Annotated in this window: 15 protein-coding genes; all 15 read left to right on the top strand. The window is 37.5% G+C overall.

What is annotated here, in order from left to right; genetic code table 11:
* Window positions 1-14: 14 nt before the first annotated feature.
* The 15 genes from brxC to KQI39_RS10835 all read left to right on the top strand — a co-directional run bounded on the left by brxC (window position 15) and on the right by KQI39_RS10835 (window position 26,981).
* Complete coding sequence (brxC, locus tag KQI39_RS10905; protein WP_216418339.1) at window positions 15-3,626, top strand: BREX system P-loop protein BrxC; 3,612 nt, start codon at window positions 15-17, stop codon at window positions 3,624-3,626.
* Window positions 3,627-3,651: 25 nt separating this feature from the next.
* Window positions 3,652-7,527: a BREX-1 system adenine-specific DNA-methyltransferase PglX gene (gene pglX / locus KQI39_RS10900; RefSeq protein ID WP_216418337.1), complete on the top strand. Its 3,876-nt coding sequence runs from the start codon at window positions 3,652-3,654 to the stop codon at window positions 7,525-7,527.
* 17 nt (window positions 7,528-7,544) lie between these two features.
* Entirely contained in the window at window positions 7,545-10,091 is a 2,547-nt protein-coding gene (gene pglZ, locus KQI39_RS10895; protein ID WP_216418334.1) for a BREX-1 system phosphatase PglZ type A, read from the top strand.
* 18 nt (window positions 10,092-10,109) lie between these two features.
* Window positions 10,110-10,520, top strand: coding sequence for a hypothetical protein (locus KQI39_RS10890; protein ID WP_216418332.1), 411 nt, complete (start codon window positions 10,110-10,112; stop codon window positions 10,518-10,520).
* A 28-nt stretch (window positions 10,521-10,548) separates the two neighbouring features.
* A complete protein-coding gene (locus KQI39_RS10885; protein ID WP_216418330.1) occupies window positions 10,549-11,691 on the top strand; it encodes a hypothetical protein in 1,143 nt (380 codons plus the stop codon).
* 85 nt (window positions 11,692-11,776) lie between these two features.
* Window positions 11,777-13,381, top strand: a complete 1,605-nt coding sequence (locus tag KQI39_RS10880) for a hypothetical protein (protein WP_216418328.1) — start codon at window positions 11,777-11,779, stop codon at window positions 13,379-13,381.
* Window positions 13,382-13,397: 16 nt separating this feature from the next.
* Window positions 13,398-15,476: a protease Lon-related BREX system protein BrxL gene (gene brxL / locus KQI39_RS10875; protein ID WP_216418326.1), complete on the top strand. Its 2,079-nt coding sequence runs from the start codon at window positions 13,398-13,400 to the stop codon at window positions 15,474-15,476.
* A 66-nt stretch (window positions 15,477-15,542) separates the two neighbouring features.
* Window positions 15,543-16,610 carry a leucine-rich repeat domain-containing protein gene (locus tag KQI39_RS10870; protein ID WP_216418324.1) on the top strand — a complete coding sequence of 356 codons (1,068 nt, stop codon included), beginning with the start codon at window positions 15,543-15,545 and terminating at the stop codon, window positions 16,608-16,610.
* Window positions 16,611-16,691: 81 nt separating this feature from the next.
* The gene (locus KQI39_RS10865; protein WP_118330225.1) at window positions 16,692-17,201 is read left to right on the top strand and encodes a hypothetical protein; all 510 of its coding nucleotides are present in this window, start codon (window positions 16,692-16,694) and stop codon (window positions 17,199-17,201) included.
* Window positions 17,201-18,499, top strand: a complete 1,299-nt coding sequence (locus KQI39_RS10860; RefSeq protein ID WP_216418322.1) for a serine/threonine-protein kinase — start codon at window positions 17,201-17,203, stop codon at window positions 18,497-18,499. The genes KQI39_RS10865 and KQI39_RS10860 overlap by 1 nt, the downstream gene beginning before the upstream one ends.
* A gap of 42 nt (window positions 18,500-18,541) precedes the next feature.
* A complete protein-coding gene (locus tag KQI39_RS10855; protein ID WP_216418321.1) occupies window positions 18,542-19,327 on the top strand; it encodes a vWA domain-containing protein in 786 nt (261 codons plus the stop codon).
* A 16-nt stretch (window positions 19,328-19,343) separates the two neighbouring features.
* Window positions 19,344-20,177: a PP2C family serine/threonine-protein phosphatase gene (locus KQI39_RS10850; protein ID WP_216418319.1), complete on the top strand. Its 834-nt coding sequence runs from the start codon at window positions 19,344-19,346 to the stop codon at window positions 20,175-20,177.
* Between the two features lie 14 nt (window positions 20,178-20,191).
* Entirely contained in the window at window positions 20,192-21,205 is a 1,014-nt protein-coding gene (locus KQI39_RS10845; protein WP_216418317.1) for a transglutaminase domain-containing protein, read from the top strand.
* 19 nt (window positions 21,206-21,224) lie between these two features.
* Window positions 21,225-25,619, top strand: a complete 4,395-nt coding sequence (locus tag KQI39_RS10840) for an AAA family ATPase (RefSeq protein ID WP_216418314.1) — start codon at window positions 21,225-21,227, stop codon at window positions 25,617-25,619.
* A 45-nt stretch (window positions 25,620-25,664) separates the two neighbouring features.
* A complete protein-coding gene (locus KQI39_RS10835) occupies window positions 25,665-26,981 on the top strand; it encodes an ATP-binding protein (protein WP_216418313.1) in 1,317 nt (438 codons plus the stop codon).
* Window positions 26,982-26,983 lie beyond the last annotated feature (2 nt).

Below are 26,983 nucleotides of genomic sequence, written 5' to 3'. Positions count from 1 at the left end.
AAAGGAGAAGAAAAATGCAGATTAAAGAGATGTTTGAGAAACAGATTGACCGTGATATTAAGGGCGTAATCAAAGTAGGTCAGTTTGATGAAGAAAACGTATATCAGGAATTGGACGAATATGTAGTAACAAAAGAACTGTTAAAACACTTCCGTGATTTTTTCGATAACTATGAGAAAGGGATCAATAACAATACAGACAAAATGGGTGTCTGGATCTCCGGTTTCTTTGGAAGTGGTAAATCTCACTTCTTAAAGATTCTTTCTTACCTGCTGAAAAACAGTGTGGTAGAAGGAAAGAGAGCCATCGAGTACTTTACAGACGGAAAGAAAATCGATGATCCGATGCTGATTGCCAAGATGACCAATTCCGGAACGATTTCTTCTGATGTCATGCTTTTTAATATTGATTCCAAAGGATCTGCAAAGGTTGGATCAGGGAAAGAAGCTATCGTGGAAGTATTCATGAAGGTATTCAATGAAATGCAGGGATATTGCGGATCTATTCCGTATCTTGCAGAATTTGAACGCCAGCTGGACAACGAAGGCAGATTTGAAGAGTTCAAAGAGAAATTTGAAGAGATTGCAGGGGCACCATGGGAGAAGAAGAGACAGGCCTTTGCAGTTATCCAGGATAAAATCGTAAAAACCATTGTAGCGATGGACTTCATGAGTGAGGAAGCTGCCCGCAACTGGTGTAAGAATGCAAAGGGAAGCTATGACCTCAGTATTGAAAAGTTTGTATCTCTGGTCAAAGAGTACTGTGAGAAAAAAGGACCGAACCACCACGTTATTTTCCTTGTAGATGAGATCGGACAGTACATTGCTGATGATACTCAGTTAATGTTGAACTTACAGACTATCGTGGAAGATCTGGGAACTGCCTGCAGAGGAAAAGCATGGGTGATCGTTACCAGCCAGGAAGATATTGACTCTATCACAAAGACAAAAGGAAATGACTTTTCCAAGATTCAAGGACGTTTTGATACCAGATTATCACTGTCTGCATCCAATGTAGATGAAGTTATCCGGAAACGTATCCTGGAGAAAAATGAGATTGCAGAATCTGCATTGAAGCTGTTGTACGAGCAGAAAGAATCTATTATCAAGAATTTGATCACATTTACAGCAGATACAGCAGATAAGAAATTATATACAGATAAAACAGATTTTGCAGACTGTTATCCGTTTATTCCATACCAGTTCAACTTGCTTGGACAAGTACTGACAGCGGTGCGTACTCATGGAGCCAGCGGAAAGCACTTATCCGATCAGTCCCGTTCCATGCTGGCATTGTTCCAGGAATCTGCCATCCGGTTAAAAGACAGCCAGGAAGGTGTACTGGTACCGTTCAGCTATTTCTACGATCCGCTGCATAAATTCATTGACCATCAGCACAGCCAAGTCATTACCGATGCAGAAGACAATAGCAGGCTGGACGAGTTTGATGTAGAGCTGCTGAAAGTGCTGTTTATGATTAAATACGTGAAAGAGATCAAAGCAAATGTAGATAACCTTACTACGTTGATGATCTCCAATATTGACGACGACCGTATTGAAATCCGTGGAAAGATTGAAGAATCCTTAAAGAAACTGATCCGTGAAACACTGGTGCAGAAGAATGGAGAAATTTATATTTTTCTGACCAATGAAGAGCAGGAAATCAATAATGCCATCAATAATGAATCAGTAGAAATGGGAGAGATTATCGGAGAGGCTTCTACTGTAATCTTCGAGGAAATCTTTACAGACAAGAAATATCGTTACAGCAGCCGTTATTTATTCCCATTCAACCAGAAGGTAGATGAGCGCTACTTCAAGGGAAATCAGTCCAATGATATCGGAGTATCCATCATCACGCCATATGGGGAAGATTATCCGGATTCTGCCCTGCGTATGCTTTCCGCACAGGAACATAGTGTGATTGTAAAATTACCGAACGATAGTACCTTCCTGGATGAGATTACAGATTCTATCAAGATCTATAAGTTTTTGAATAAAAATGCTTCCGGTGCAAGAGGAAGTTTTGACAGCATTCGCCGTGCAAAAGAAGATGAACGTATTGAAAAGAAAGACCGTATTCGCATCTTTATTGAGGATGCCCTGAAACATGCGGATATTTATGTGAACGGAGATAAAGCAAATATCTCAGCCAAAGAACCGGCAAGTCGTATCAATGAAGCACTTGGCAAGTTAGTAGCTATGCAGTATAACAAGCTAACCTATATGGAGACAGCACCGGAGCTTTCTGATATTGCTACAGTATTCAATGGCAACGATGGACAGCTTTCGTTCCTTGGAACCAGTGATACCACACCAAATAAACTGGCACTGGAAGAAGTGATTCAGGTCATCGGTCTTAATAATGCAAGACATATGAAGACATCTCTGAAATCTCTGCAGGATAAATTTGGGGCAGCTCCGTATGGCTTTGATCCGAAAGACGTGCAGTGGCTGGTTGCCATGCTTTTCAAGATGGGAAGAGTATCTTTGACATACAACAGTCAGAGTTTATCCATGCTGTCTAATACAAAAGATGAGCTGGTACGCTATCTGACAAAACGTGAATTCGTAGAAAAACTGCTCATTGATATCAGGGAACGGGCGACAGATGGACAGATTCGTTCTGTAAAAGAAGTATTGAAGGATTATTTTGGGTATTCCTTATCCAGCGATGATGACGATACCATCATGAGAAGCTTTAAGAATAAAGCACAGGATAAGTTGGATACTTTCGGTGAAATCATGATTGAATACCGTGTGAATCCGAAATTGCCATGCAAATCACTGATGGAACAGGCAAAGAAGAATTTGGAAGAGCTTGTGACCATTAAAGAACCGGTAGAGTTCTTTAAAACAGTAGATAAAAAGCGAGATGATCTGTTAGACGATGCAGATGATACCGCACCGGTATTTGACTTCTTCAAAGGCGGTCAGAAAAAAATCTTTGAAACAGCACTGGAACAGATCCAGATGTTTGAAAACAGTAAGACCTATGTCCGTGAACAGGAAATCATGGATAATGTTGCCCAGATGGAAGCTATTGTGTCAGCGAAAAATCCATTTAGCCAGATTCAGAAACTGCCGGATATGTCTATGAAGTTTGTACAGCAGTATGGAGCTTTACTGGAAAAAGAAGCAGAAGAGATGCGCCCGATTGTAGATGATGATCTGGAAAAAGTGTTACATACGCTGGATGAGAAAGAATTTGCATCTGTATTCAGAGATAAGTTTGTAAATGCTTTTGCAGAACTAAAGCAGAAACTGGATACATCCCATGAGATTGCCGCAGTTAAAAATATCAAACTGGAAAGTGATACCTTGAAGCTTCGTTGCATGGATGAGATTACAGAATATGAGGATGCACATCGTCTGCCAGTAGTTCCAAAACCACCAATTGATCCGGTAACACCACCAACAGGTGGTGGTCATACAGAGCCACCGAAGCCGGTAACTCCACCAGTTCAGCCAAAACCAAAGAAACGTAAGAATGTATCTATCAGTAACGTGGCAGGTGCGAGAACCTATTCGATTGAAAATGAACAGGATATTGATAAGTTCCTGGCAGAGATGAAGAAAAAATTATTAAACGAGCTGGATGAAAATACGATTATTACATTGAGCTAATCATTCCAGTGGGAGGAAACAGTACATGAACAAGAATGCAATAAAGAAATTTGCCATAGAAGCAAGAAAAAAACTGATCGATTCTGTTACAGATAAAGCCGGTATGCTCGGCATTATAGAAAAATCATGCAGTGAACCGATTACTAAGGGAGCAGACTTTGAAGTATATCAGACGGTTGCAGGAACAGAAGTAACGTTAAATAAAAGACAGTGTGAGCAGAGAAGACGGCTGGTAGCTCAGATTGAATCCCGTGGTTTTGAAGCAGTAGTAGAAGAAGTAGCTTATACCTGGTTCAACCGAATCTGTGCAATCCGTTTTATGGAAGTTAACGATTATCTTCCAAACAGAGTTCGTGTACTTTCTTCCGAAAAAGAAGGAAAGATTGAACCGGATCTTGTGACACAGGCACCGGATGTAGATTTAGATTTGACAGCACAGGAAAAAGAAGAGATTATCAACTGGAAAATGAGTGGCACGTCAGAAGATACAGATAAAATGTATTGCAAATTATTCCTGAAACAGTGTCATCAGTTGCATGATATCCTGCCGGGACTGTTTGAGGCAGATTCCGATTATATGGAATTGTTGTTTGGTATTTCTTACACAAATAAAGATGATGTCATCTATATGCTGGTTAATTCGGAGACAGGTATTCCAGAAGCTGATTTTAATGTATCTACATTGGATGAAGAAGGAAATCCGACAGGACAGGTGGAAATTATTGGATGGCTGTATCAGTATTACAATACAGAATTGAAAGATGATACCTTTGCAAAGCTGAAAAAGAATGTAAAAATCACAAAAGAACGAATCCCGGCGGCAACCCAGCTTTTTACACCGGACTGGATTGTGCGTTATATGGTAGAAAACTCTGTGGGAAGAATCTGGATTGAGCATTTACGGGCAGTAGATCCAAGTACAGATGAAAAAGCAACTGCAGAAAGATTCGGATGGAAATACTATCTTCCGGAGGCAGAGCAGGAAGAGTTCGTTAATATAAAACTGGCAGAAATCCGTACCACATACAAAGATCTGAAACCAACAGACATTACATGTATTGATCCATGTATGGGAAGTGGGCATATTCTGATTGCGATGTTCGATGTGATGATGGATATCTATGAAAGTGCCGGATATGACAAGCGAGAAGCCGCATTTGAGATTGTTGAACACAATATTCATGGATTGGATATTGATCAGAGGGCATATCAGCTGGCATATTTTGCAGTTATGATGAAAGGTCGTGGGTACAATAGGCGGTTCCTGCGTGGAAGAGATGGAAAGCCAGAGCCGAAAGTCTATGCGATTGTAGAGAGTAATGAAATCAATCGGAAGCATCTGCAATTCTTTGGAACACATTTAAGTGAGAAGGAAAGAAATCTGGCTGTGATGCAGATTGAAGTATTGCTGGATACATTTAAAGATGCCAGAGAATATGGGTCTATCTTAAACGTAGATGCATGTGATTGGGATGTGTTGGAAAGATATGTAGACGATTTGGGTACAACTGGACAGATTTCATTTGAGAGTGTGGGAAGTGAAGAAACACAGAAGCAGTTGAGAAAACTGGTAAGAGTAGCGAAAAATCTGGGACAGAAATATGATGCAGTAGTGACGAATCCACCGTATATGGGCGCTTCTGGAATGGGAGCAAAACTATCAAAATACGTGAAAGATAATTATTCCGATAGTAAAAGCGACTTTTTTGCAGTCTTTATTGAAAAATGTAGAAAATTATCTGAGAAAAATAGATATGTTGCTATGATTACACAACCATCATTTTTATTCTTGAGTTCATACGAAAAGTTAAGAACAAAGATTTTAAATGAAGATACAATATTGAGTATGTTGCATATGGGAAGAGGAATATTTGGTATCGACTTTGGTTCTGTAGCATTCTGTATTAGAAATAGAAAAATTTTTTCTTATGTTGGGCGGTATTATAAATTGTATGAAAGAACATTCCAATATATTGATCCTGAAGACATAAGAGACATATTTCTAAATGCAAAGCACAATAAAAATTATAGATTTGATTTTTTGAATTATAATTCAAGAGATTCAATAGAAGAACGAGGCTATCTGAATCAGATTGAATATGTAAAAAATCAAGATGAATTTGAGATAATTGAAGGTGTTCCATATGCTTATTGGGCTGATAAGGGAATACAAAAAGCATTTAAACAAGGGAAGCCATTAGGACGCTTAACTACTGTAAGGAACGGCTTAAAAACAGGTGACAATAACGAATTTCTACGTTATTGGTGGGAAATTAATTTTAATAATGCAATGACAGATGCTAATTCAGCAGAAGAAGCTATAAAGTCAAACAAAAAATGGTTCCCATACAATAAAGGTGGAGATGCAAGAAAATGGTATGGAAATGAAGAATATGTTATAAATTGGATGAATGGAGGAGAAAGAGTTATTGGAGCTGCCAAAAAAGAAAAACGAAATGTACAAGATTATCCAGATAGTATGAAATTTGTTCCTTCTGGGACGTGGTCATTGATAAGTGCCGGTAAACCAACTTTTAGATTAAAAAAACATAACATTTCGGATATTGCTGGCATGTCATTCTATAATGGCAATGAGAATACAGAATATTATCTTGGATTCTGCAACACTGAATTAGCCTGTGAAATATTGCAAATGTTGGCACCAACAATAAATTATCAAGCAGGTGATATTGCAAGGCTCCCAATTATCATGTCAAAACAGTATTATGAGGAAATAACCAATCTTGTTAAGAAATGTGTTCAGGGGGCAAAAACTGAATGGGATTCATATGAAACGTCTTGGGAGTATAGTAGGCATCCTTTGGTTCATTATGGGTTAAATAATGTCAGATTTATTGGCGATGCATATAATGAATGGGATAGGGAATGCACAGAACGTAATAATTCAGTACTTAATGCAGAGACAAGGATAAATGAATTGTTTTCTGTAATATATGAAGTTGAAGATAAAAACTTGGATAAAACTAATGTAGATGTACTTTTAAGAAAGGCAGATAAATGTACGGATATTAAAAGTTTTGTCTCGTATGCGGTAGGATGTATGTTTGGAAGGTATTGTCTTGATCGAGAAGGATTGGTATTTGCAGGTGGAGATATTGATGATATATATTGGAAATGTCAAGGCGTTTCACCTTTAGAGAACAACGGATTACCGTTGGATGGCTATACTGGAGTAAGTTTAGCAGAGTATCACTATGGATATCTTCGAGATAATAAAGAGTGGAAAAAAGCAACACGTCTGCACTATAGTGTTGATTACGATAATGTGATTCCAATTACGGATGAAGAATATTTTTCTGATGATATAGCAGTTCGTTTTGTAGAATTTGTTAAAACAGTCTATGGTGCAGACTCATTAGAAGAAAATCTTGATTTTATTGCAAATGCATTAGGAAATAAGGGCGATACTTCCAGAGAAGTTATCCGTAATTATTTTTTGAAGGATTTTTATACAGATCATCTGAAAGTATATCAGAAGAGACCAATTTACTGGTTGTTTGATAGCGGAAAACAAAATGGATTTAAAGCACTGATTTACATGCACCGCTATGATGCGGATACTGTCGGACGTGTAAGAACAGATTATTTGCACAGAGCACAGAAGTATGTAGAAACAGCGATGCAGAGTGCACAGTATACTATTGATAATGCATCATCAGCTTCAGAAAAATCAAAGGCAACCAAAGCAGTGACGAAATATACAAAGCAGCTTGCAGAAATGAAGATTTATGATGAAGCCATTGCGCATATCGCCAATAAGAGAATTGAAATTGATCTGGATGATGGCGTAAAAGTGAATTATGCCAAATTCCAGGGCGTAGAAGTCGCCCAGGAAGGAAAGAAAGCTTTAAAAGTGGATCTTCTGGCAAAATTAAAATAGAAAGTGGGAAAACATAGATGGATTTATTAAATATACAAGATCAGTTGAATACAGAGTTTTCCAGGGAAGAAACTCGTATTATATTCTGGTATGATGATAAAGGAGAATATGAAGACGAAGTATCTGAATTACAGTTGGATAATGCAAAATTACATATTTTGGATGGAGCGAACTGGTTTTATTCCAAATGGTTATTAAATGAATCAGATACAGAGAGCAAGTATCTTGTATATGCACCATTTCCAAAACCAAGTGATGCAGAAAATCCATTAGCTGATATGTATTATTACTCGGTTCCGTACTACACGGACCGAGTATCCCAAATGTCGCAGGAGATTGGAATTGATAACCGATTTAAAGAACATCTGGCACAGTACAACAACTTCTGGAAAAACAAGAATCGTATTGAGAAATTTAAAGAGCTCGGCATAGACCATTTCAATGTGGAAACCATTGATATTGGTCTTATTGCCGTGCTTACAGATGTGAAGACGCCAAATTTTGAAGAAATTACAAGGCAGTTGTTATTAAACGACAGTGAAGCATACATGAAAGCACTTGAGGATAACGGACTTTTAGAAAAGTTCTGGGAATTATGTGAGAAATATTTCGGATATCAGTCTGAAAATTCGAACGTAGATGATCTGGCAGCATGTATGCTCTTGACTTATGCATCAGTAGCGTTGAAAGATACATTACCGACTGTTTTGAAATCTTATGTATTGAAAAAGAAGAATGATGTGGTTGTATTTGTTCGGAATCTCATGGACAATGTACTTTATCAGGATGCGTATGATGTATTATCAGAAAAAGTGGACAAGACGTTACGAGTGGTGAGTAGAATCCGGGATGAACTGAAAAAAGATGCTGACAAATCAAAAGATCAGTCTGCACAGCTTCTGGATATTGCAAATTGCGATGCTTTTCGGGAACTGGATAATATCTTAATTGACTGGGCACTGGATCAGTTGAATGATGAGATCCTGGATGCTCAGATTGATGGCATGAATCTTGCACAGATTGCAGAGCAGCGGACAGCAAAGCCCTGCCATTTTGGAAATGTATATAAAAATGAATATCAGGCAATCAAATATGCTTACCAGATGATGAAGGCGGTATCTGTTTTGGAAATGACCAGTGATATCAAGGCTATGGTGGCTGAGTATCAGAAACAGACATATTTGGTTGATTCTTATTATAGATGGTTTTACAGTGCCTATGATTGTATCGAAGATGCGGAGAGATTTTCGAAGGTAAGAGAACGGATTGAGAATATGTATTCCTTTACTTATCTGCAGAAAGTAACACCGAAATGGAATCAGAAATTGACAGATAATCTGATGGCGGATACCGGATTAAAACGTCAAGAAGACTTTTATCGGAATTATCTGAAGGCTTATGAAGGAAAGAACCGTGTTATCGTTATTATTTCTGATGCATTCCGGTATGAGTGTGCAAAGGAATTGATGGAACGATTGGAACTGGATGAGAAGTGTACACCGAAGCTGGAGTGTATGATCAGTGGACTGCCGTCTGTAACATCAGTGGGCATGGCAAGTCTTTTACCCCATAAGGAATTACAAGTAGATGATAAGTTGAATGTCACAGTAGACGGACAGAGTTGCGGTGATCTGACATCCAGAGACAAGATCTTAAAAACACAGAATGAAAGTAATGTTGCATTAGCTTTTGATGAAGTGGTAAGTGCCAATAAAGAGAAGATCCGTGAATTGTTGCAGAAAAAGAATATTGTATATATTTATCACAATCAGGTGGATGCTCGTGGCGATAAGCCTGTCAGTGAAAATGAGGTATTTACAGCGTGTTCAGAAGCAATCGAAGAGATTCATAAGCTGATCAAGAAACTGACCAGCTATATATCAGCACCGAAATTCTTTATTACAGCAGATCATGGTTTCCTGTATAAGAGAGACAAGCTGCATGAATTTGATAAAGTATCCTATGACCGGGAAATCTGTGCATATTCCAATAAAAGGTTCCTACTTACAACACAGAAGGTAAACGAACCGGGAATGAAGTCCAGATTGATGGCATATATGAATAATTTATATGTGACGACACCGATCGGAGCAGATATTTTCAAGGTAGCCGGCGGTGGACAGAACTATGTGCATGGTGGTTCTTCTCTTCAGGAGATGCTGATTCCTGTAGTTGAATTGACAACGAATACCAGAGCTGTTGCTTACGATTATGTGGATGTGATTCTGACCTCTGTGAACCGAAAAGTAACGAACCTGATTACTTACTTTGATTTTATACAGACAGAAAAAGTAACTGATACCATGAAGGCAAGAAGTCTGGTGGCATATTTTACGACAGAAGATGGCGAGAAGATATCTTTTGACGTACCGATTGTTGCAAACAGCCGGGAAGATGCACCAGAAAAGAGAACATTCCATGAGAAATTTACATTGAAGTCCAGAGAATATAAGTATGGTGATAAGTACTATCTGGTACTGGCAGATGCGAATGATGAGAAGAATATTCTGCAGCAATATGAATTTATGATTGATATTGCATTTGTGGATGACTTTGGATTTTAAGTAAAGGAAGCATATGTGATGAAAACAAGATATGTCAGAAAAAGAAATCATTATACAATGCTTCGCCCTAATGTTCCGGTAAAAAAGATGTACTGGGAATTTCACAAGGGTGATAATGATAATTTGCCTTCTGTTCCACATGGACATTCTTTGGATGGAAAATATAAATTGGAAATTTGGAGCGGGAAAATTTACAATATACAATCAGGAAAATTAGAGTATATTGCCAAGAAAAAAGATATGAAAGCACTTCAGAATTATCCAGGATTTATGGAATTTGTAAAAGAATGCCGTGAAGATTATATGGAACGAAATCCTGCTATTGTTTTGCCGAAGCTAGTAGCCACAAGTAGGAGAAGACATTATTATCAACGTATCAAAGAAAAAAGCGAAACAATTATTGTCGAAACAAGAGTGAACAAAGTTTAACAGAGCAAATATAAGCAAGGGTGACTTGATGAAAGATTCGGAAAAGCAAAGGCTTTATCAAAAAATAGGGACAAAAGTTATTCATAAAAAATACGGAAAAGGAAGAATTACAGGGAGCAGTAATGGGAAAATTAGCGTTTGCTTTGATTCCGGAAAAGAAGCCGTGTTTCAGATAGACATGTGTGAAAAGTTAGGACTAATGAGCATTGTTGCATCTGAAATAACGGGTGTTCAAAAGAATAACCATGTTCGGAAAGATGAAGAGAACCATAAACCAATAGCACTACAATCAAATATACTGGTAGAAAAGATTACAGACGAACTGAGAAGTTATTATGGAAGTGAAAATAAAACTGAAGAGGTTAAACTTTTTTTAAATATTTTACAGAGTAAAGTTGATGTAAGAGAACTTATGGGCATTGATGATCAATATGATACATTGAAAAATATATTTAATGATTCTAATTCGTTGAAAGAAATCTGCGAATATATCGGAAATAGCCTACATGTCGAAGCGTTACTCAAGAAAATTTTGTTCTGTGTTGATAAAGAGAAATTTGAAAAGATTGTTCACGAAAAAAGAGGATTTTATAGTGTATTAGAATCTTTAAATATAGTATCCAAGAAAATATCCTTGAATAAGAAGCTTGAAGATTACGATTCAAAAAGTGTGCTGATTCACATTGCACGTACTTATCAAATGAGAAATATGAATGCACATATGTGTATAAAGTGGACATACCAGGAAGTATTTAATAATTTGGACAGCATTTTGATAACGTGTATTTTCACAGTTGAAAAAAATCGAGAAAAATTGCTACAGTATTTGGAACAGAATAAAACAGAAGACATGCTATCATGCATTGAAGAATACAATGATGTGTACTTATGGGAAACAAAGGGACAAAACTCAAAGTGCATAGTGTGCGATGAAAAATTGGAATATTCCGAGAAAATATTATTGCAGTATATGATTCGAAATCAAATACACAGCGTTCAAATGACAGGAAAATATTGTAAAACATGTGGAAAAGTATATGTTTTGAAGTCTGACTTATTAAATGAACTGGAAAAAGAAAATATAACAAGCAAGGATAAAGAGAAAAAATTACGAGTAAAAAATAAATATGTGTATGGATCGACGTTGGTATATGATGAAAATAGTATTTAATAATGAAAATCGGAAATATACAATGCTGCGTTTTCTATATTGAGGCTTAAAGGGCTATTTTTAGAATACAAAAGAGGTGAATTTTATGGAAGTTAAGTATGCTGAGAAACCAGAAAAATGGCCAGATAATGCTAGAGAATATGTATTGGATAGAGTATTGAATGCAACAGAAGAATTTCGTGATAATCCGAGTTATATTACGAAAGAAAGATTGCTTTCATGGATCAGTGATTATGATTTGAATCAGCGCTCCTATTTAGGATTGTATAGAGTAACTGAATATGAAGTATCCATAATCAATACACTTTATCTTTACGGAGCAATGTCAAATATAAATGCGTTGAAAGCATATTTATATGAGTTGGTTGGTGAAACAGCTAGATTGCAAAAAAATATGGCTTATATGTCTGAAGTTATTAATGAAAAAGAAGGAATCGGTATTGCGGCATATGAACAAGGATTAATGCTGCAACTTAAATTGTATTATTTTTCGTATCTAAAATTTACGGTAGAAAAAAACAAGAGTTTCTCAGAACAATTGATTTCTGTAGTAGAGGATAGTATGAATCTTTCAAAAACAGCAGAAGAGATTGATACAATAACTAATGCATATGTCAATTTGTTAAACGATATAAGTTATATGCACGGAAATTTAAGAGATGGAATATGGAAATTTGAACGAGATGAGCTGAAGAAACTTTTCGCATTAGAAGCAAGACTTATTGAATTAAATAAGCAGTCTCCAGTTGTAAGACCTTTAAAAGGTGTTCTTATGACACAATTAAGTAACTTTATATTGAAATCGAGAAATAACTATAATGAGGACTATATTTGTAAGTATATATCAGAGGACGTTGCGCGAGAATCTATAAAAAACCATGAGATTTGGATGCGAAAGACACAAGATCTTAATGATGAGAGAGAACAAAAGGTTATTCCGGAGTTATTTGAAGATTCATCATGGATTAAGGTGAATTGGGCCAAAGATATTGATTTTACAGCGACAAGAACATATTATGTTTCTTCATTTAGTAAATCATATGATAATCCAGATATGCAGGAGGATTATGGTAAGTGTGTATATGGATATAAAGGAGATCGATTGGTGGAGCTTTTAGCTCCAATAGGTATACACCATTTAAAAAGAAAAGATAATGCTGATGCAAGTTTGCCGTTAAGAACAACAAGACCATTTCTGTCACAGGTAATTGCATTTGATGTTTTATATGATCGGGATGCAGCAAAGCAGGAATTGAACTTTTTGATGGATGTTATCGACAAGTTTAAAATGTCAAATCAAGACAAAAAGAAATTTTTAGAGGAAATATTACAATATTGGATATTATCAGTCAAAGATTCAAAATGGGAAAAAGAACGAGAACGTAGGTATGTTTTGTTTATATATTTAGAATACGATTATAAAGAAATGGAAATAGATGATGGGTGGTTAAAATTGAAAACATCAATTTTTCTATTACCTGATTTTATTTTAGGTAATAATCCATCCAAAATAGAAATTCAGCGACAAATAGATGGAAAGAGAAAAGGAACTTCTATGAAAGATTATATCTTTTGCAAAAATTGTTTATCAAGAGATTATGATGCGATTATTGCAAATGTAAATAAATGTCCAATATGTGGTTCAACCAATATTGAGAATGTTTATCTAAGAGACGAAGAAGAGATATAAAGAATAGGGGATAGAAATGGAAAATATTAAATCAGATGGATTAAATGAAACAGAAGACAAGCGAGAAGAAATAAAGCAAAAACTCCGTCAATACTATGATGGTCGCATCGTTCGCAAGGATTTAACAAAGTCCATCCGTGAAGGAGCTAATGTTCCAGTTTATGTACTGGAATATCTTCTTGGACAGTACTGTAATTCCGATGATGAAGAGATCATTGAAGAAGGTGTAGAGAACGTAAAGCGTATTTTGAGAGATAACTATGTGCGTCCGGATGAGGCACAGAAGATTCTCTCTCTTTTGCGTGAAAGAGGCAGCTATACAGTAATTGACCGTATCACGGTTGTATTGAATACAAAGGAAGACCGTTATGAAGCGACATTCTCTAATCTGGGTGTGAAAGGGATTCCGATTCATCCGGATTATGTGAAAGATTATGATCGTCTGCTCTGTGGCGGTATCTGGTGTATTCTGCAGATGGAGTACGAATTTATTGAAGAAGATAAGAAAAATACGCAGCCAATCCGTATCCGTAAATTGACACCGATCCAGATGCCACATGTGGATATGGATGAAGTGAGAAATGGAAGAAAAGCATTTACCAAGGATGAATGGATGGATGTCCTGCTTCGTTCGACAGGATTGGAGCCGGAAAGTTTCAGTGAGAGAGCAAAATGGCTGTTGATTGCACGTATGATTCCGTTGGTAGAGAATAACTTCAACCTTTGCGAATTAGGTCCACGTTCTACTGGTAAATCTTACATATATGAGCAGATTTCTCCGAACAGTATTCTGGTTGCCGGAGGACAGACAACGGTTGCTAATCTTTTTTACAACATGTCTAACCATACGGTAGGTCTTGTAGGTATGTGGGATTGTGTGGCTTTTGATGAGGTTGCCGGCATTAAATTCAAGGATAAAGATGGTATCCAGATCATGAAAGGATACATGGCATCTGGAGCATTTTCACGAGGAAAGGCAGAGATTCAGGCAAAGGCTTCTATGGTGTTCGTAGGAAATATCAACCAGAGCGTAGATACCCTTCTGAAGACTTCCAGTTTATTTGATCCATTCCCACCGGAAATGGGAACTGACACCGCATTCCTGGATCGTATGCATTGCTATATTCCAGGCTGGGAGATTCCAAAATACAGACCGGATTCTTTCACCAATGATTATGGATTTATTACAGATTATCTATCTGAATTTATGCGTGAGTTGCGTAAGGACAGCTACAGTGATCTGATGGACAAGTATTTCCGACTTGGAAACAACCTGAATCAGCGTGATACCATTGCAGTCCGCAAGATGATTTCCGGATTTACAAAACTGCTGTATCCAGATGGAGAGGTAACAAAAGAAGAATTACGTGAGATTGTGGAGATTTCCCTGGAACTTCGCCGCAGAGTAAAAGAGCAGCTGAAGAAGATCGGAGGCATGGAGTTCTATGATGTAAACTTCTCTTATACAGATAACGACAGCTTTGAAGAGCATTACGTTTCCGTTCCAGAGCAGGGCGGCGGCAAGCTGATCCCGGAAGGCATGGGAAAACCAGGCTCTGTATATACCGTTTCCAAATCAAAGACAGGAATGATCGGTTGCTATATGTTGGAAACACAGATGATGCCTGGTAATGGAAAACTGACCTGTACTGGTATTGGATCAGGAAAAGAACCGAAAGAGGCAACAAACACAGCATTTAATTACCTGAAAGCCAATGGAAATCGTATTTCCGGTCAGATCAGTACCACTACAAAGGACTATATTATCAATTATCAGGACATGCAGGGCATTGGAATGACTGGAAATCTGGCACTACCGACATTGATTGCAATCTGTTCTGCAGCATTAGGAAAGACACCGTTGAACAGCCTTGCGATTCTTGGTGAGATTAGTATAGGTGGTACTTTAATTAAAGTAGATGAGCTGGCAAGTACCTTGCAGGTATGTCTGGACAGTGGAGCAAAGAAAGTCTTACTGCCAATTACTTCCGCAGGAGATCTGGGAACTGTGCCATCGGATCTGGTTGGAGCATTTAGTCTGATTTTCTATTCTTCCGCAGAAGAAGCAGTATTTAAAGCACTTGGTGTAGAATAAGATTTGAACACAGTACAATAGCAGACAAGAAGGTGATGAGTTATTTTTGAACAGGATTTTGAAGAGATGCTGAGGCAGCACCAGGCATCTTTGGATGATAGAAAGAAATTTACTGCATTGGTAAAAGACTTATTTCCAGATCAGGCGAAGAATGTCAATTTACTGTTGATGGCATATAACATGGGAATTGCACAGGATATTCAGAGCGCATCCCATATCAATAATACCTTTGCTTTCCGCTATGTGAAGCAGCTTATGGATGATTTTGGCATGAGCCGTGTCAATGCGGACTGGATTGTATCGGTGTGGTGTTCTTGTTATGGAGGAAAAGTACTTGGAAAAGCCTGTGACATTTCCATTCAGAAGCAGGGAAGCGGACCGGCGATTCAGGGAGAACAGTCATCTTCAGGAAAATCGTATGGGGATCTTTTTACATATGAGAAAAGCCGAAGGGGTAAAGGACTTGCTGTGACTGGATTTCGTGGTGATAAGAACAAAACGATTATTTTCCAGAACAGATCCGGGAATACACCGGTAGTGGAGATTGCAGATGACAGCTTCAGCAATTCTTCAACAGAGGAAGCCATTCTGACAGAAGGAATAGCGTACATTGGACGAAATGCTTTTTCATGCTGTAACAAATTGCATCAGGTGGTATTGCCAATCAGTATTGAAGAGATTGAAGATTCAGCTTTTGCAAATTGCAGTAGTCTCAAATCAATCTCATTGCCTATGGCATTAAAGACGATTGGGGATGGCGCATTGAAAGGAACAGGTCTGCGGACTATCGAGATTCCGAAGAGTGTGTTCTGGTTAGGCGATGGACTGGTGGCAGATTGTCAGTCAATAGAGCATGTAACGATTCCGGAGAATATTGGAAGAATCCCGGATCGTATGTTTGAAGGCTGTACGAAACTAAAAAAAGTCGAATTACATGAAAAACTGGGAGCTATCGGTGAACGGGCATTTTTTTGCTGTAGTTCCTTAGATTTTATTGTGATTCCGGACAGTGTAAAACAAATCGGGCAGGACGCATTTACCAATACAGATAAACAGTTTATTATTCAATGTTCTTTTGGGTCTTATGCAGAAGAATACGCAAGGAAGAACAAATTTAAATATCAGCTGGTATAACATAAGTTTCAGTATGTCGCCTGCTATGCGACAATGAAAGAGAAGATTTACGGTATATTGACTGAGTAAAGAGGTGAGAGGATGGGACTTTTTGATGCACTATTTGGAAATCGAAACCAGATTCCTACGGTGACAACGATTTTGCCGGATGCAGCGAGACAGGAGATCATTGCAGGCAGACTTCCAATTTTAAACACAGACAAACTGTTCCTGAAACGTGGAGAAAAGATTCACTTTATTGATAAGGCAATCAATATGGAGCAGAAAACAGTGAAAGAGTTCCGTCATGTGGGAGGAAGTGCCCCGGGATTATTTGAGGGAACCAGATGGAGTTCCGGAAGAGGAAGAACGGTAGAGCATACAGAACTTGTACAGCACCGGGGAATCTTATACATAACGAATCAGAGGATTGTGTTTCAGGCAACGGAATGGGGATTTGACAAGACCTATCGTTATCTGACCGCAATTACTCCATACAGCAATGCCTGCGAGATGCAGTTTGGAAATAAATCCTATTGCATGATCGTGGCGGATGGAAGTGTAGTAAATCAGGTATTGCAGTTGATAAAACAAAGGAGGCAGATACCATAATGGAAGGACAATTAAAAAATGGAACAATTCTCACTTCAGAGAGTGGAAACAAATATGAGGTAGTCAGTCTCCTGGGAGCCGGTGGGCAGGGAGAAGTCTATGATGTGAAATGTAGAGGTAATCATTATGCACTGAAATGGTACTTTAAGGGCAGTGCTACTGAGCGTCAGAAAAAGATTCTGGAAACAATCATTGCCAAAGGTTCACCAGATGAAAGTTTTCTCTGGCCTATGGAGTTGATTGTGCCAGCGAAAAGTGATCTGTATGGTTATATCATGCCTCTTCGACCAAAGAATTATAAGAGTATCGTGGATCTGATGAAGAAACGTGTGAATCCGTCTTTTTATACGTTGTGCAGAACTGCTTTTAATCTGACCAGAGGCTATCAGAAATTACACGCAATGGGTGCAAAGTATCAGGATATTTCTTTTGGAAACTTATTCTTTAATCCGGATAATGGAAATGTACTGATTTGTGATAATGATAACGTATCCTTTGATAACAGTAAGCCAGGTGGAGTTCTTGGGACACCGGGATTTATGTCTCCGGAGATTGTAAGAGGTGAGAAACGCCCATCCAAAGATACAGACCGATATTCACTTTCTGTGCTGTTGTTCTATCTTTTTATGGTGAATCATCCACTGGAAGGAAAGCTGGAAGCGAGTATCCGTTGCATGGATATGGCAGCCAGAGTGAAGCTGTATGGCACAGATCCGGTATTTATCTTTGATCCGAATAATAAGACGAACAGACCGGTGAAAGGAATCCATGATAATGCAACGATTTACTGGCCGCTGTATCCGGAGAAATTGCGTCAGATGTTTACCAGAGCATTTACAGTCGGACTGAATGAGCCGAGCAAGCGTATTACGGAGCCGGAATGGATGACGTTATTCTCTAACATGATGAGTGGAATGTTACAGTGTTCCTGCGGTGCTCAGCTTTTCTATGATGAGGATCTGGAAGCAAAGGGTGTGGCACATACCTGTTGGAACTGCGGAAAGACAGTACAGGTACCAAATAAAATCATCATTGGGAAGAACCGGGTACTGTTAAATCAGAATACGAAGCTGTTGCATCATCATGTTTATGATGATTTTGATATGGATACCGTAGTCGGTTCTGTGGTTCAGAACCCGAAGAACCCGGCACTTTGGGGAATTCGGAATGAGGACAAGGTGAACTGGACGTATCAGAAAGCAGATGGCACGCAGATTCCAGTTGCCCCAGGAAAGACAGCTGGAATTGCAAAAGGTGTAAAGATTTTATTCCCTGAATCAACAGGAGAGTTCAAATAAGGATTGAGAAAATAATAAAAACACATGTGGGAGGGATTTACCATGGAAGTATTACAAAGACCAGGTGGAGAGTTAGCAACAAGACCGATTCATTTTTTTTGGGTAGTAGATTGTTCCGGATCTATGTATGGAGAGAAGATTGGAATTGTAAACAATACCATTCAGGAGTGCATACCGGAAATGCGCTCGGCAGCAGACAATAATCCAAATGCACAGCTTCTGATTCGTGCATTACAGTTTTCTTCTGGAGCAAGCTGGATTACTTCCAGTCCGGTGCCGGTAGAGGATTATGGCTGGGAAGATATGGATGCCAATGGATTGACAGAATTGGGAAAAGCATTTGACCTTCTGGCTGCACAGCTGAATATTCCACCGATGCCGGAGCGTGCATTGCCGCCGGTTATCGTGCTTCTTTCTGATGGGCAGCCTACAGACGATTACAAAAAGAGTATGGATAGACTGAAAAAACTTCCTTGGTTTCGGAAAGCAGTGAAGATTGCGATTTCTATTGGACAGGACGCAGATGACGAAGTATTGATTGAATTTACCGGAAATAAAGAGCTTGTTTTGCAGGCGAACAATGCAACAGCATTGGCAAAGATGATTAAATGGGCATCCACGACAGCGTCTATGGTATCCGCACCATCAAGCAAGCCTATGAATTCTGTATCAACAGAAGCCACAGCTGCAACTGCGCCAGGAACTTCTGCAGTAGCTTCCATACCGGCAGATGATCCATTTGCTCCAGCAAATAATGGAGCACCGCTGGTACTTGATATGAGTAATATTCCAAATCCAGATGATTTTGATGAAGGAGCTGTCTGGTAGGAAGAGGAGACGTCGGATGAAACGCTATATATGTGACGGAATCGTCAAGGGTGCGACTCACGTAAGAAATCAAATGCCTTGCCAGGACAATAAACGAATCGTAGAGATATCAGATAAGCTTGCTATTATTGCAGTTGCAGATGGTCATGGAAGTTCCAAATGTCCCAGAAGTGACAGAGGTTCCATGATCGCTGTTAATTCTTTCTATGAAGTCATGAAGAACTATCTGAAGGTCTATGGAGAAGACGAAGCAGGCCTTTCCAATCTGATTACGTTTCTTAACCGGGAAGGTGATATGCGATTCGCTCAGGATGTATGCGAAGAGTGGCAGGCAAGGGTAAAACAATCTTTTTATAAAAATAAAGTAGATGGAATGACCGATGAAGATGGAAATATCAAGTGGCCGTCTGTATTTTCTCTGTACGGAACGACGCTACTCGGAATGCTGGTTACAGACAGCTTTGTATTTTCATTTCAGATTGGAGATGGAGATATCAGTTTTGTGACAAAAGAAGAAGTCGCACCACTGGTGGAACCAGAAAAATTTTTGGGAATAGAGACTCATTCATTGTCAAAACCGGATGCCTGGAGAAAATCAGTGGCATCGGTACGGAGACGAGAAATGGAGAGTGAAGAGCCATATATGTATATCCTTTCTACAGATGGATTTGCTAATAGTTATACTTCGGATGAAGAATATCAGAAGACATGCAAGGACTATTTGCAAATGCTTCAGGAGCATGGAGCAGGCACTGTGAAGGAAAATCTGAAGAACTGGCTGACGGAAACCAGTGAGCTGGGGTGTGGGGATGATATTACAGTAGTTATGGTGTATTTTGCAAAAGAGTAAGGAGCTACGGGAAAATGATTGTAGATCGCTATTATTATCATCAATTAAATAAAAAGGAACAAGCGATCTACAAAGCATTTTATAATGGTGTGATGGCATATCAGGAGATTATTCCAATTCCAGTGAGTGGTGAATTTACTCATAATAGTTTTGAGCATATTTTTATGGCATTAACAAGGGATAATCCATTAATTTATTTTTTGAATCAATCAGCATGTAGTATTGCCCATGATATATTTGGACATATTGCAATTTGTCCGCAGTATTTTTTTTCGAAAGAGAAGATAAAAGAATATAGTCGAAAAATTGAAAAAGTGGTGAACGAACTTGCAGGAAAGCTGCATCTGTTGGAGTGCAGTGATTATGAAAAGGAACTTCGAGTACATGACTGGATTTGTCAGAATGTTGCATATGATTATGAAGGAACTGATAAGGATAAAGTGTCAAGGGTGATTGCTTCTCATAATATCCTTGGCGTTTTTGCATATCATAAGGCTCAATGTGAGGGTATTGCAAAGGCAGTGAAAGTTCTTTTGAATGCGGTTGATGTGAAATGCATTGTTGTGACTGGTACGGCAGGAAAAGATGGAAATATGGGTCCCCATGCTTGGAATATTGTAAATATTGACGGAGAGCCATATCATTTGGATGCGACGTGGGATATAAGTTTGCCTGAATCGATGAGAATTACTTATGACTATTTCAATCTTACCGATGATTTGATGAATTTGGAGCATAATCCGGAAAATGTGCTTCCGAAATGTAACAAAGGCAGTGCAAATTATTTTATAAAAAACAGATGTGATTTCCAAACTCGTTATACATTATTAAAATATATACAGGCGCAGATTGAACACGGAAAAAAGGAATTGGTATTTCGGATAAATGGGCGGTTAAAAAATGAGAATATTGTTACTGTAATAGAGGAATTTTTGCGGAAAAAATATCAGGATACAGAAGCAGAAAAAGTTGCTTCTTTATATAAAGCAAATAAGAAAATCGGTGTTTATTATATGAGAATCAGTTAAAACAGATGGGGTAAGAACTATGGAATATGGTGTTATAGGTAAGGGAAAAAACACGAGTGAAATGGCTGATAAAGTCATTAACAGTATACTTGAAGAATATTCACGTGAATTGTTTAATTTTACACGAGCTGAATTTGATAGTATTGTTGAGTATGATGTGCTGAATATTATGGCATATTATTATTCTAAGATGAATGCTCAGCAGAAAGCAGTAATTGTAAGTGCACTTCAGGATGAGTTTGGCTTTTCATTCTTAGATGATACATTAGAAAAATTAGCGATGTTTGCAGATGAGGGAATATATATTCCTCTTTCATGTAAATTGATGGATAGACTTGGCGATAGTCGAGTGACGATAATTATATATGAAACTATATTTAAATGTTGTACGAATTTGACCCAAAGTAATTGGAATCAAAGCGATTCATATTCCAATTACTTGGTTCTTATTAATGCAGCTTTTTTTTATGCACTTTCTTATAAGCTTCATGTAAGAGAGCGCTATGTAAGCTCAATGGAAAATTTTTACGGTCAGAATGGATATGATGAATTTGTAGAATCTTTATATGAAAAACATCTGGATGACATTGGCTGGGATGTGGATATAGAGCTTGATGTTCTGGATGATCTCATTGAAAATAGTAAAAAAAATGATTTCTTCAGAAAAGGTTCATCAGAAGAATTTATGGATGCAGTAGAAGCCATGGAAAACATCCGCAGAGAACATATTAATGTCCGATCAGAAGAAGATATGGAAGGTTTTGAACGGATTGTACGGGAAACAGGTATTCACGAATTACAGAATATTGATATTCACGGCTTTGAATGCCATTTTTGTGAAGCTAAATACAGTGATGAGAAATATATTATTGTATATCAAAAAAATACACATATTCGAGATATCATTGATAATGAAGAAAAATGGAGCAGTTTTCAAAGAGACTTGTATAGAGAAGATATTCGCCAGGGTAATACCAAGGCGATGGTATATATTGTTTATATTTTGGATGACAATTCCGATAATATTCCTATCCAAATAATTGAGAGTAATATGACATATGGAAGGAAGTATGTTTTTTCCGAAGATGAGACAATCACTTTTATCAATGGTATTGTAAAAACATCCAGAGATGATATTAATGAAACATCTCCGGTTCAAGAGTGGGATCGTATCTTAAGAGAAGAACATCTTACGGCATGTTTAACTGAGGCATATACAGCAAAAAAAGTTGAGAGTTATCTTAATGGCGAACGTTTTGATGCAGATTATGTACAGGATGATGACTACTCTACTATGAGACATTCAAATGTTCCTCAGATTAAATGGGTAAAATCTCTGGAAACAACAGGATTTAGGGATTTTTGTTTTGATAAGAAAACGATGACATTTGGTCAAATAAATCTTTTTTATGGAGCAAATGGATCTGGTAAGACATCTGTACTGGAAGCAATAGAATATGCACTTACCGCAGAGGTGCGTCGTGTAAAAGACTTCAAAGTTAAATTGCCTACGGATAGTTATCCAAAGTTAAATGTTTATGATACAGAAGCAGGTATACATACTTTTACGCCGGGATTTTCCAAAAAGAATAATAAAGAGATAGAACGTGTCTGGTATGGTGTGCCTATCGGAAGAACAAAATCTAGTCTAAATGAAAATTTTAATCGTTTTAATGCTTTTGATTCTGAGGCTGCGTATAAGTTTATTCATGAATCAGATAATAGCGAAGATAGCTTTGCATCAATGTTTGGAAATCTTATGTTTGGTGAAACAGTTGTTGACCATGAGAAAAAGTGGCAAAGATTCAAACGAGCATTCAATGAACGTTACACAGAGCTTCGAAATGAACTGAATGAAGCGAGAAGTATGGTTCAGTATTATGAGGAAAGTCTTGCGCAAAAAACGGATAGTTCAAGGTCTGAAGAAATTGAAACGGGAATTACTGCATTAAAATTTATTAATCGTACCCGTTTGCCAAAGGGGGCTAGTGATAGATATCCGGAAATTTTAGAGGAAATGAAGTTAATTCGTAAATATGTGGAAATTCTTTCAGCTCATAATTTAGAAAGAATGGATTTTGGTACGATTTCTGAGCAGGTTAAAGTGATAAAGAAGAATAATCTTCTCTATACTAGACAGCGTAGAGACAAAACAGAGGAGATCACCAGGCTGACAGAAGAGAACGGTAGTATAAAGAAGAATATTTTTAATGAGAGAGAAAAACAGATTGATATTCAAAAGGAATTGAATCTAGTTGATACAGATATTCAAAATTGGACAATTGTTCAAAATGTACTTAATCATAAAGAGACTATCAAACTGGTAAAGGATCTTATAGAGGAACTTGAACAGATTGAGCGTGAATTATACTATATTTCAAAAATTGAACAAAGACCTGCAATTATTAATTTCTTGAAATTGGATGATTACAAAGAACTATCTGAATGGGAAAAACAACATTTCGAGACTGAATTGGAAGAAGTAAGGGCAAGAAGGCGTCAGACCGAAAATAAATACAATGAAGAAAAGAGCGCATTTGGTGAAAGAGAGCAACAGGTTATTGAACTTAGGAAAATTGGTAAAACTCTTATGACGGATGCTAGATGTCCTTTGTGCGGACATGAGTATAGTACGACGCAGCAGTTAATAAATATTATCGACAATGCTGTAGTAGTTGACGACAAAATGGACATGTTGATCAGAGAGATGCAGGATCTTGATAAAAAAATTATTGAGTTAGAGAAGATTATTGATCGACAGAATTTAATTGATAAGGCGAAAAAAGAGCTATTAGAATTAACAAATGTTGTCCCGATGGTTAAAATGTGTGGGTCAAATTATAAAAGATTATATGAGTATGTGATTTCTGGAATCGAGAAGGAGAAGAGAAAGGAAGAAATAATTGAGCAGCAGACGGCATTGGATAATCAGGGATTTTCAATTCGTAATATCAGTGCTTGTCAGGAGTATACCAGCACAGATCCTACATATTTGGAATATAAAAGATCTGGAAATGGTACTTATGCGGAATTTCTACAAAATAAATTTGAGAAGATTCAGTTGGAATTGTCATCATCAGAGAATGCAATTGCTGATAATCAAAAGAAAATTCAACAAAATGAACAGAGAGAAGAAATTCTTAGAAGCGAAATTCACAGTTTAGAATCCCAGTTAGAAGCATTGGATATGGACATTAATCGTGAACTTGAACAGGCTTTGGAAAACCTAAAAACAAAATTTAAAGTTTCAGATACTGATATTTTAGGGGAATGGGTATCAAAATATCATACGGTATATGATAAATGTGAATTAGAAGTTGAACGTTTAGAAGCTCTGAGTTCTGTTATTTTTGAAAGACAGGTATTAGAAGAATATAAAGCAACAATTAAGAAGGATGAGCCGATGGTTGAACGATGTGCCAGAGCAGTACAGGCATTTGAAAAGATGCCTTCTCTTAGTTCATTTGTAGAAAAAGGAATTCGTAATAATATTCAGCAAATCAGTAAATTTTTTAAATGGATGCATCACTCAGGAGAATTTGAAAAACTGGATATAGATGACAGAGGAATCTATGCAGTTCGTGGATTAAATAATCAGGAAGTAAGAACCTATGAAATGAGTACTGGACAGAGATCTACAATTGCTATGGCAGTTATGTTTGCATTACATATGGCTGCACCAGATGCACCTCAGTTTTTACTGTTGGATGAACCGCTGGCTACAATGGATGATACACAGGTATTGAATGTTCTGGATATTTTGAAATCCATGGCGGAAAGGAATACTCAGATTTTCTTTACTACAGCAAATAGTGTTATGATTAATCTTTTCAAAGAGTGTTTTAAAAATACTACATTTGATTATAAAGAGTATCAGTTTATTAAGCGGGTTAACCGTCCTTCCGAAATTAGAGAAAGTAATATTAATGATACGAAATCTATTGAAGAGCTTACTTTAGATGATCTCACGCTTGATTTTCATCAGTTTGCACAAATTAGAAATATTCTTCGTAGAAATCAGGAGAAACTTGTTGCCAGGGATGAGTGGGAAGTATTGCCAGAGGAAACTAATACAGATACTGCAGGTCAAAGAAAGATGACTATTGATTCAACAGAAGCTGAAAATTTCTATATGATATTGGACAGCGATGAAAGAAGAATTTTGGATGTGTTGGTAGCAGATCGGCCTGACAGTATTGCTGACTTTTTGAAATTAGTTTCACCGTTTCCAAACTATAAAACCATTTTAGAGCGCATCAATGAAAAGGCACTGGATTTCTATGAGGAAACTATTATTAATACAGATGAAATGCTTCCTTATGTCGAAGAGGATTATCTGGATGAACTTAAAGAACAAAATACTTCTTTTTATGATAAAAACAGGGCTGAAAATGCTGGACAACAAAAAAGATAAAACTTATGGAAAAGATTATTGATAAATTAATAGAGGCTTTTTAATATGGAAAAACGTATACCTAAAAAAACGTATAGAAATATCATGAATTCTCTCGGGGGTGGAACAGTTCCTCGAGAGGGTTTAGGATACATTGCTGTAGGAAGAGAACAAGAAATTAATTCGCTTCTTCGTGATACAGAAATTATACAAGACGGAGGTGCAACCTTTCGCTTTGTTGTTGGCGATTATGGTAGTGGAAAAACATTTCTGCTACAAACAATAAAGGAATACTGTGTAAAGAATGATTTTATTGTGGCAGAGGCGGATTTATCGCCAGATAGGGCTTTGATTGGAAACACTACAAAGAAAAAAGGTTTGGCAACGTATAGAGAACTGATGTCAAATATATCAAATAAGACAAATCAGTCTGGAAGAGCACTTTCCAAAGTGATGGAGTCATGGGTAAATAATATATTCGTTCGTGCTGCAATACAAATGTCCCAGAATTCTTTGGAAGAGACTAATATTGAGTATATTGCAGAAAATATAATGTTGCAAGATTGTGCGAAATTGCAGTCATTAGCGTATGGTTATGAATTTACTAAGGGGTTGCGATTATTCTGGAAAGCAAGCAGAACCTCTGATATAAATGAGAAGATGACGGGACAGGAGAATGTTCTTAGATGGTTTAGAGGTGAATTTAAAACAAATCAGGAGGCCAGGAGGGAACTTGAAATAAATGCTATAGTGCAAGATGAAAACTGGTTTGATTATATTATGTTATGGGCGCAGTTTTTTGTCCTTGCTGGATACAAGGGATTTATTGTGTTGATTGATGAGTTAGCTTACATTTGTAATACAGCAAATGGAATTACTCGTCAGAACAATTATGAGAAAATTCTAATGATGTATAATGCTGCATTGCAAGGAAAGGCAGAAAATCTGGGAATTATCATGAGTGGTATTCCCAAGAGTATCTATGATAAGAAAAAAGGAATTTTCAGTTATGAGGCAATGCGTTCTCGCTTGTCAACTGGCTCATATCAGGATCCCAGTATCATTAATATGATGACGCCGATAATTAAGGTGCTTCCGTTGACAAGAGAGGAAATGTATGTACTATTAGAAAAACTGGCGGAAATCCATGCTCAGTTGAATGAATGCGAGAGGGTTATTACAGAAGATGAGATGATTGATTTTGTAAAACTGGCATATATGAAGAGGGAAACTACATTTATCACACCGCGAACGATGATTCGTGATTTTATTCAGATTTTAGATGTAAAACGACAGAATCCGGACAAGGGTATTAGAGATATCCTTACTGCGTATAGGTTTGCGGTTGATGAAGAACAGAATTATGAAGAAATTGATGGATAGGG

Source organism: Blautia sp. MSJ-36 (genome assembly GCF_018917985.1).
GTDB lineage: Bacteria > Bacillota > Clostridia > Lachnospirales > Lachnospiraceae > Blautia_A.
Note: the sequence above shows the minus strand (reverse complement) of the source record. Positions and strands in the feature narration are given on the sequence as shown.